At 73.1% G+C, this 7,680-nt stretch carries 5 protein-coding genes; all 5 read left to right on the plus strand.

The window, feature by feature from the left end; all coding sequences use genetic code 11:
- Positions 1-30: 30 nt before the first annotated feature.
- The 5 genes from ACFQ80_RS17645 (at position 31) to ACFQ80_RS17665 (ending at position 7,559) form a co-directional block, all read left to right on the plus strand.
- Positions 31-1,179 carry a Gfo/Idh/MocA family protein gene (locus tag ACFQ80_RS17645; protein WP_430564558.1) on the plus strand — a complete coding sequence of 383 codons (1,149 nt, stop codon included), beginning with the start codon at positions 31-33 and terminating at the stop codon, positions 1,177-1,179.
- A gap of 131 nt (positions 1,180-1,310) precedes the next feature.
- Positions 1,311-2,645, plus strand: a complete 1,335-nt coding sequence (locus tag ACFQ80_RS17650) for an extracellular solute-binding protein (RefSeq protein ID WP_430550733.1) — start codon at positions 1,311-1,313, stop codon at positions 2,643-2,645.
- Positions 2,642-3,544 (plus strand): carbohydrate ABC transporter permease, encoded by a 903-nt coding sequence (locus ACFQ80_RS17655; protein ID WP_430564559.1) that lies wholly within the window; start codon positions 2,642-2,644, stop codon positions 3,542-3,544. Before ACFQ80_RS17650 ends, ACFQ80_RS17655 begins: the two co-directional genes overlap by 4 nt.
- Complete coding sequence (locus ACFQ80_RS17660) at positions 3,541-4,458, plus strand: carbohydrate ABC transporter permease (protein WP_430550732.1); 918 nt, start codon at positions 3,541-3,543, stop codon at positions 4,456-4,458. The genes ACFQ80_RS17655 and ACFQ80_RS17660 overlap by 4 nt, the downstream gene beginning before the upstream one ends.
- An 8-nt stretch (positions 4,459-4,466) precedes the next feature.
- Positions 4,467-7,559, plus strand: coding sequence for a glycoside hydrolase family 2 TIM barrel-domain containing protein (locus ACFQ80_RS17665; protein WP_430564560.1), 3,093 nt, complete (start codon positions 4,467-4,469; stop codon positions 7,557-7,559).
- Positions 7,560-7,680: the final 121 nt, after the last annotated feature.

Genomic DNA, 7,680 nt, shown 5'->3' on the forward strand with positions numbered 1-7,680 from the left:
CGGGAACCACCTCGGCAGAGAGAAGCAGCCATGAAGGTCACCATCCTCGGCGCCGGCGCGATCGCCGGCGCGCACGTCGACGCCGTCCGCGCGCTGGCCGCGCACGGCGGGCCCGACGGCGCGGAGGTCACGCACGTCGTCGACGTCGACGCGGGCCGCGCCGCCACGTTCGCGGCCGAGCACGGCGTGCCGCACCACGGCACCGACCTGCAGGCGCTGCTCGACGCCGGCCAGGTCGACGTCGTGCACATCTGCACGCCGCCGTCGGTGCACCTGCAGGCGGCGCTGGCGGCGCTGCGCGCCGGAGCGCACGTCGTCGTGGAGAAGCCGGCGGTCCTGTCGCTGGCGGAGGCCGACGCCCTGGCGGCGGCGGAGCGGCAGGCGATCGACGCCGGTCTGCCGGGGCGGTTCACCCAGATCGTGCAGCACCGGTTCGGCGCGGGGATCCAGCGGCTGCGCCGGCTGCTCGACGACGGGACGCTCGGTGCGGCGTACGTCGCGCAGTGCGACACGCTCTGGTTCCGCACGCCGGAGTACTTCGAGGTGCCGTGGCGGGGCCGGTTCGACACCGAGGGCGGTGGCACCACGATGGGCCACGGCATCCACCAGTTCGACCTGCTGCTGGCCGTGCTCGGCCCGTGGACCGAGGTGCGGGCGATGGCCGGCAGGCTCGCGCGGCACACCGACACCGAGGACGTCTCGACGGCACTGGTGCGGTTCGCGGGCGGCACGATGGCGACGATCACGAACTCCGCGGTCTCGCCGCGCCAGACGTCGCGCCTGCGCTTCGACACGGAGGCCGCGACCGTCGAGCTGGAGCACCTGTACGGCTACGACGACACGAGCTGGACCGTCACCCCCGTGGCGGGGCGGGAGGACGTCGCCGAGGCCTGGGCCGCCGACGCGGAGTCGTCGGGGACGTCCGTCGACGGCGGCGCGAGCGGCCACCTGGCGCAGCTCGTGCCCACGTACCGGGCGCTGGCCGAGGGGCGGACTCCGCCCGTCGCGGTCGCGGACACCCGCGCCACCCTCGAGCTCACGGCGGCGATCTACAAGTCCGCGTTCACGGACGCCACCGTCCGCGCCGGCGAGATCGTCGAGGGCGACCCGTTCCACGCGTCCATGGCCGGCACGGGCACCCCCTGGCCGCCCGTCAAGGACGTCCCCACCGCCGTCTGACACGCGGGGCGTGGCTCCGGGACACGCCCTGAGACGGGTTTGACCCGGGCGTCCGACCCGCTGTTAACGTGACCACGCTCACACGAGCCCGGGGCACCTGCCCCGCCGACGTCACGACGAAGTGGGGACGGATGCGACAGTTCACGAGACGGGAGCTCCTCGGTTGGGGGCTCGCCGGGGGAGCGTCGGCGGTGCTCGCCGGGTGCGCGACGCCCGGCACGACGTCGGTCAACGCCCAGCCGGTGGTGCCGGCCGCGACGGGGGAGAAGGTCACGCTCACGTACTGGGCGTGGCTCAAGGACCTGCAGAAGGTCGCCGACGTCTGGAACGCCCAGCACCCGGACGTCCAGGTCCAGGTGTCCTGGATCCCGGGCGGCAACGACGGCGGGTACCAGAAGATGTACTCGGCCCTCGCGGCCGGGGGCGGGCCCGACCTGGCGCAGGTGGAGATGCGCACCGTGCCGGAGTTCATGCTGGTCAACGGGCTGGTGGACCTGGAGCGGTACGGCGTCTCCGAGCACGCGGACAAGTTCGACGAGACGCTGTGGAGCCAGGTGAGCTTCGCCGGCGGCGTCTACGGCATCCCGCAGGACTCCGGCCCCGTGGGGATGTACTACCGGCCCGACCTGTACGAGCAGGTGGGCGCCGACGTCCCCACCACGTGGACCCAGTGGGCCGAGGTGGCCCCCGCGTTCCGCGAGATCGGCGCCTACATCGACTCCTTCCCGCTCGACGACACGTCGGTGTTCGCGGCGCACGCCATGCAGGCCGGCGCCACGTGGCTGCGCAGCGCCGAGGACGGCTGGGTCATCGACATGGCCGGCGAGGTGACGCTCGACGTCGCGCGTTTCTTCGACCAGGTCATCGACGACGGCCTGGTGACCACGGCCGCCAACCCGTACACCCCCGGCTGGTACGCCGCCGCGGCGCACGACCAGATCGCGTCGCTGGTGAGCGCGAGCTGGGGCGACGCGCTGCTGCAGAGCGTGAGCGGCGCGGAGGGGAAGTGGCGCGTGGCGCCGGCGCCGCGCTGGGGCCACGGCTACGGGTCGTCGTTCATCGGCGGCTCGACGTCGGCCGTGCTGGCGAACAGCAAGCACCCGAAGGAGGCGATGGAGTTCGCCGTCTGGATGAACACCGACCCGGAGGGCATCGACGCGATGATCGAGCACTCCGGGATCGGGTGGTCGCCGGCGCGCGACTACATCGGCGCGGCGCGCGAGGAACCCAGCGAGTTCTTCGGCGGGCAGCGCTACAACACCGAGGTCTTCCAGCCGGCCACGCAGGACCAGAACCCCGACTGGCAGTGGTGGCCCATCACGCAGCAGACGTTCAACATCCTCGGCGACGGGTTCCGGGGCAAGGCCACGGGCGGCACGCTCGTGGACGCCGTGGTCGCCGCCGAGGAGCGGACCATCGAGGTGTTCCGACAGAAGGGCCTGACGATCCGGAGGGCGGAGCGATGACCACGAAGAAGGCGAGCACCGCCGTCGGGCGCGCGCCCTGGGTCCTGGTGGGGCCGTTCCTCCTGCTGTTCCTGCTGACGTTCGTGCTGCCGATCATCGTGGCGATCGGGCAGAGCTTCACCACCGTCACCCGCGCGGGGCTGTTCGGCGAGCAGGGCGTCACCACCGGGTTCGCCTGGTTCGAGAACTACCGGATCGCCCTGGAGGACGGGAACTTCGTCGCGTCGATCTGGCGGATGCTGCTGTTCGGCGTCGTGCAGGTGCCGGTGATGATCGTCGCGGCGACGGTCCTGGCGCTGCTGCTCGAGTCGGCGTCGGCGCGCTGGCCCGGCTTCTTCCGCGCCACGTACTTCATGCCGTACGGCATCCCGGGCGTCATCGCGACCATCCTCTGGTCGTTCCTCTACGTGCCCGGCCTCAGCCCGATCATCGACCTCACCGAGACGCTGTTCGGGTTCACGCCCGACTTCCTCGGCGCGGGGACGGTGCTGTGGTCGATCGCGAACATCGTGACCTGGACGTACGCGGGCTACAACATGCTCATCATCGTGGCCCAGCTCAAGGCGATCCCGCCGGAGATGTACGAGGCGGCGCGCGTGGACGGCGCCGGTCCCTGGCGCACGGCGTGGAGCATCCAGCTGCCGCTGATCCGCCCGGCGCTGGTGCTCACCACCGTCTTCTCCATCATCGGCACGCTGCAGCTCTTCGCCGAGCCGCAGCTCCTCATGACCGTGTCGCCCGCGATCGACTCGCAGTACACGCCGAACCTGTCCGCGTACACGACCGCCTTCGCCTACAACGACTACAACGTCGCCGCCGCCCAGTCCGTGCTCATCGCGCTCGTGGCGTTCGCGCTGTCCTTCCTCTTCCTCCGGCTGACGAACAGGAGCTCGCGATGACCGCCGCCGTCTCCACCGCGCCGCGCCGTACCGACACCCCGGACGTCCCCCCGGCGACCCCCGGTCGCCGCGGCCGGCGCCCGGCGACGACGATCCTCGTCACCGCCGTCCTCGCCGTCGTCGCGATCTACTTCCTGGTGCCCGTGTACTGGGTGGTCGTCGCGGCGTCGAAGACGACGGACGACCTGTTCGGCACCAACGGCTTCTGGTTCGGGAACACGTTCGCGCTGTTCGACAACCTCGCCGCCGTGCTCACCTACGGCGGCGGCGTCTTCCTCCGCTGGTTCGCCAACTCCGTGCTGTACGCCGGGGTGGGTGGCCTGATCGCCACCTACCTGGCGGCGGCGGGCGGGTACGCCCTGGCCAAGTACCGGTTCAGGGGCCGCAACCTCATCTTCGGGCTCGTGCTCGGCGGTGTCCTCGTGCCCGGCACGGCCACCGCCCTGCCGCTGTTCCTGCTGTTCAGCCAGCTCGGGCTCGCCAACACGTACTGGAGCGTGCTGATCCCGTCGCTGGTGTCGCCGTTCGGGTTCTTCCTGTGCCGCATCTACGCGGACGCCACCGTGGACACCTCCCTCGTGGAGGCCGCCCGGATCGACGGCGCGGGGGAGCTGCGCATCTTCCACACCCTGGGGCTGCGGATCATGACGCCCGCCCTCGTGACGGTGTTCCTGTTCCAGATCGTCGGCATCTGGAACAACTACTTCCTGCCGCTCGTGATGCTCAGCGACCAGGACCTGTACCCGATCACCCTCGGGCTCAACAACTGGAACAGCCAGACCGACCGGCTGCCCGAGTTCTACGAGCTCACCACCGGGGGCGTCCTGCTCTCGGTGATCCCGCTCGCCGTCGCCATGATCGTGCTGCAGCGGTTCTGGCGCGGCGGCCTGACGGAAGGTGCTGTCAAAGCATGATGGGCCGCATGACCCCGCTCTCCCCGCTCCCGCACGAGTCCACGGCACCCTGGTCGGGACGCGTCGAGCCGCCGCGGTCCGCGCCCGCCGGGGACGCGCCGCGCCTCTCCCTCGATGGCACGTGGGGCTTCCGCCTCCTGCCGTGCGTCCCCGGCTCCCCGGGCGCACAGGGTGTCCTGGACGTCGGCGTCCTGCCCGACGGCGAGGCCCCCGACGCCTTCGCGCAGCCGGGCTACGCGACGTCGCCCGACGCGGGCTGGGGCGAGCTCCCCGTGCCCGCGCACTGGGTGCTGGAGGGCGACGGCGCGCACGGCCGCCCGATCTACACCAACGTGCAGTTCCCGTTCCCGGTGGACCCGCCGCACGTGCCGGACGAGAACCCGACCGGCGACTACCGCCGCGAGGTCGACGTCCCGGCGTCGTGGACCGAGGGCGGCCGCGTGCTGCTGCGGTTCGACGGCGTCGAGTCGTTCTTCACGGTATGGGTGAACGGCGAGGAGGTGGGCTCGGCGTCCGGCAGCCGGCTGGCGCACGAGTACGACGTCACCGACGCCGTGCGCCCCGGCGCCAACACGGTCGCGGTGCGGGTGGTGCAGTGGTCCGCCGCGAGCTACCTCGAGGACCAGGACCAGTGGTGGCTGCCCGGCATCTTCCGCGACGTCACGCTGCTGCACCGGCCCGTCGGGGCGCTCGACGACGTGTGGCTGGACGCGGACTACGACCCCGCGTCCGGCGAGGGCCTCCTCGTGCCGGAGGTGCGGGCCGACGCTGCCGCGTTCCCGGTGCGGCTGCGGGTGCCGGAGCTCGGGGTCGACGTCGCGTGGGCGGCGCCCGAGGACGTCGCGCCCGTCGCCGTCGGCGCCGTCGAGCCGTGGTCGGCCGAGGTGCCGCGCCTCTACGACGCGACCGTGGCGTCGTCGGGCGAGACCGTCGCCCTGCGGGTCGGCTTCCGTCGCGTCGAGATCGTCGGCGACCTGTTCCTCGTCAACGGGCGACGCGTGGTGTTCTCCGGGATGAACCGGCACGAGACGCACCCCGACCGCGGCCGCGTCTTCGACGAGGAGCACGCCCGCGCCGACCTGGCCCGGATGAAGCAGCACAACGTCAACGCGATCCGCACCAGCCACTACCCGCCGCACCCGCGCATCCTCGACCTCGCCGACGAGCTGGGGCTGTGGGTGATCCTCGAGACCGACCTGGAGACGCACGGCTTCGAGGCGGGCGGCTGGGTGGGCAACCCCAGCGACGACCCGGCCTGGCGCGACGCCTTCCTCGACCGGGTGCGGCGCACCGTCGAGCGCGACAAGAACCACGCGAGCATTGTGCTGTGGTCGCTCGGCAACGAGTCCGGCACCGGGAGCAACCTCGCCGCGATGGCGGAGTGGGTGCACCACCGCGACCCGTCGCGGCCCGTGCACTACGAGGGCGACTACGCCGGCGAGTACACCGACGTCTACTCGCGGATGTACTCGACCGTGCCCGAGACGGCGTCCATCGGGAGCGACGACGACCTCTCGCCCGTGCTCGGGTGCAGCATCGCCGACTCGGCCCGGCAGCGGTCCAAGCCGTTCCTGCTGTGCGAGTACGCGCACGCGATGGGCAACGGCCCCGGTGCCCTCGACCAGTACCGCGAGCTCGTCGACACCCACCCGCGGCTGCACGGCGGGTTCGTCTGGGAATGGCGCGACCACGGCCTGCGCACCACCACCCCCGACGGCGTCGAGTTCTTCGCGTACGGCGGCGACTTCGGCGAGGTCGTGCACGACGGCAACTTCGTCATGGATGGCATGGTGCTGTCCGACGACACCCCCAGCCCGGGCCTGACGGAGTTCTGGCACGTCGAGCGGCCGGTCGTCGTGCGGCCGTCCGCGGGCCCGGCGTCCGGGGTGGTGGAGATCTGGAACCGCCGGCACACCGCGGACACCGCCGACCTCGTGCTGCGCTGGCGCGCGGAGCACGACGGCGAGGTGGTCGCCTCCGGCGAGGCCCCGGTGGCGGACGGCGACGGTGCGCTCGTCGCGGCGGGGGAGCGGGCCGTCGTCGGGCTGCTCGACCCGGCGTCGCTGCCGGAGGCGAGCCCCGGCGCCGAGGCGTACCTCACCGTCGAGCTGGCTCTGCGTGACGGCGCGGCGTGGGCCGCCGCCGGGCACGTCGTCGCGCGCGACCAGTGGGCGCTGCCGGCGCCGGCCGCCGTCCGGGAGCGCCGCCGTCCGGCCGTGGCGCTCGCGGAGGCGCCCGTCGTGTTCCGCGGCCCGGAGCTGGTGGCCCTGGCCGGGGCGGACGTGTCCGCGCCGCGCGTCGAGCTGTGGCGCGCGCCCACGGACAACGACCGGGGCGCCGCGATGGGCAGCTACGACGCCGACGACCCCACCACCCTCCCGTGGCGCGGCACGCCCGTGCCGTCGGCGGCCGACCGCTGGCGCCGGCAGGGCCTGGACCGGCTCACGCACCGCACGGTCGCCGTGGAGGAGTCGGCTGACCGGCTGCGGGTGCTGCGGCGCGTGTCCGCGGCCCAGAGCCGCCGGACGGTCGACGTCGAGGAGACGTGGACCGCCGAGCGGGTCGCGGACGGCGTCGTCGAGGCCGTGCTGCGCGTCGTCATGACGCCCGACGACCGGTGGGACGACGTGTGGCCGCGGATCGGCGTGCACGTGGGGCTGCCGGCCGACGTCGACGGCGCCGGGTGGTTCGGGCTGGGCCCGCACGACTCGTACCCGGACGTGCGCTCGTCGGTCGTGGTGGGGCGTCACCGCGCCGGGATCGACGACCTGTCGGTGCGGTACGCGCGTCCGCAGGAGTCCGGCCACCGGTCCGAGGTGCGCGACCTGGAGCTGACGCGCGGCGGCAGCCCGTGGTTGCGCCTGACGCTCGGTCGCGACGCGCGCGGCCGCCTGCCCGGGTTCACGCTCGCCCGGCACTCGGCCCACGAGCTCGCGGCGGCCGCCCACCCGCACGAGCTCCCCGTGCCCGAGCGGCACCACCTCTACGTGGACGCCGCCCAGCACGGCCTGGGCTCGCGTGCCTGCGGGCCCGACGTCTGGCCGACGGCGATGCTCCGCCCGCAGGCCCGCACCCTCGAGCTGCGCTGGCGGGCCCTGTGACCCCGTGAGCCCGCGTCGCGAGGTGGCGCGCATCGCGCCGAAGTAGTCCAGATCCTGCCGAGGTAGTTCGTGACACCGGGTGCGGACCACCCGGGGCCTGAGAGGATCGTCCACGGCGGGG

It is taken from the genome of Isoptericola sp. NPDC056578, from assembly GCF_042793275.1.
In the GTDB taxonomy this organism is placed as follows: domain Bacteria; phylum Actinomycetota; class Actinomycetes; order Actinomycetales; family Cellulomonadaceae; genus Isoptericola.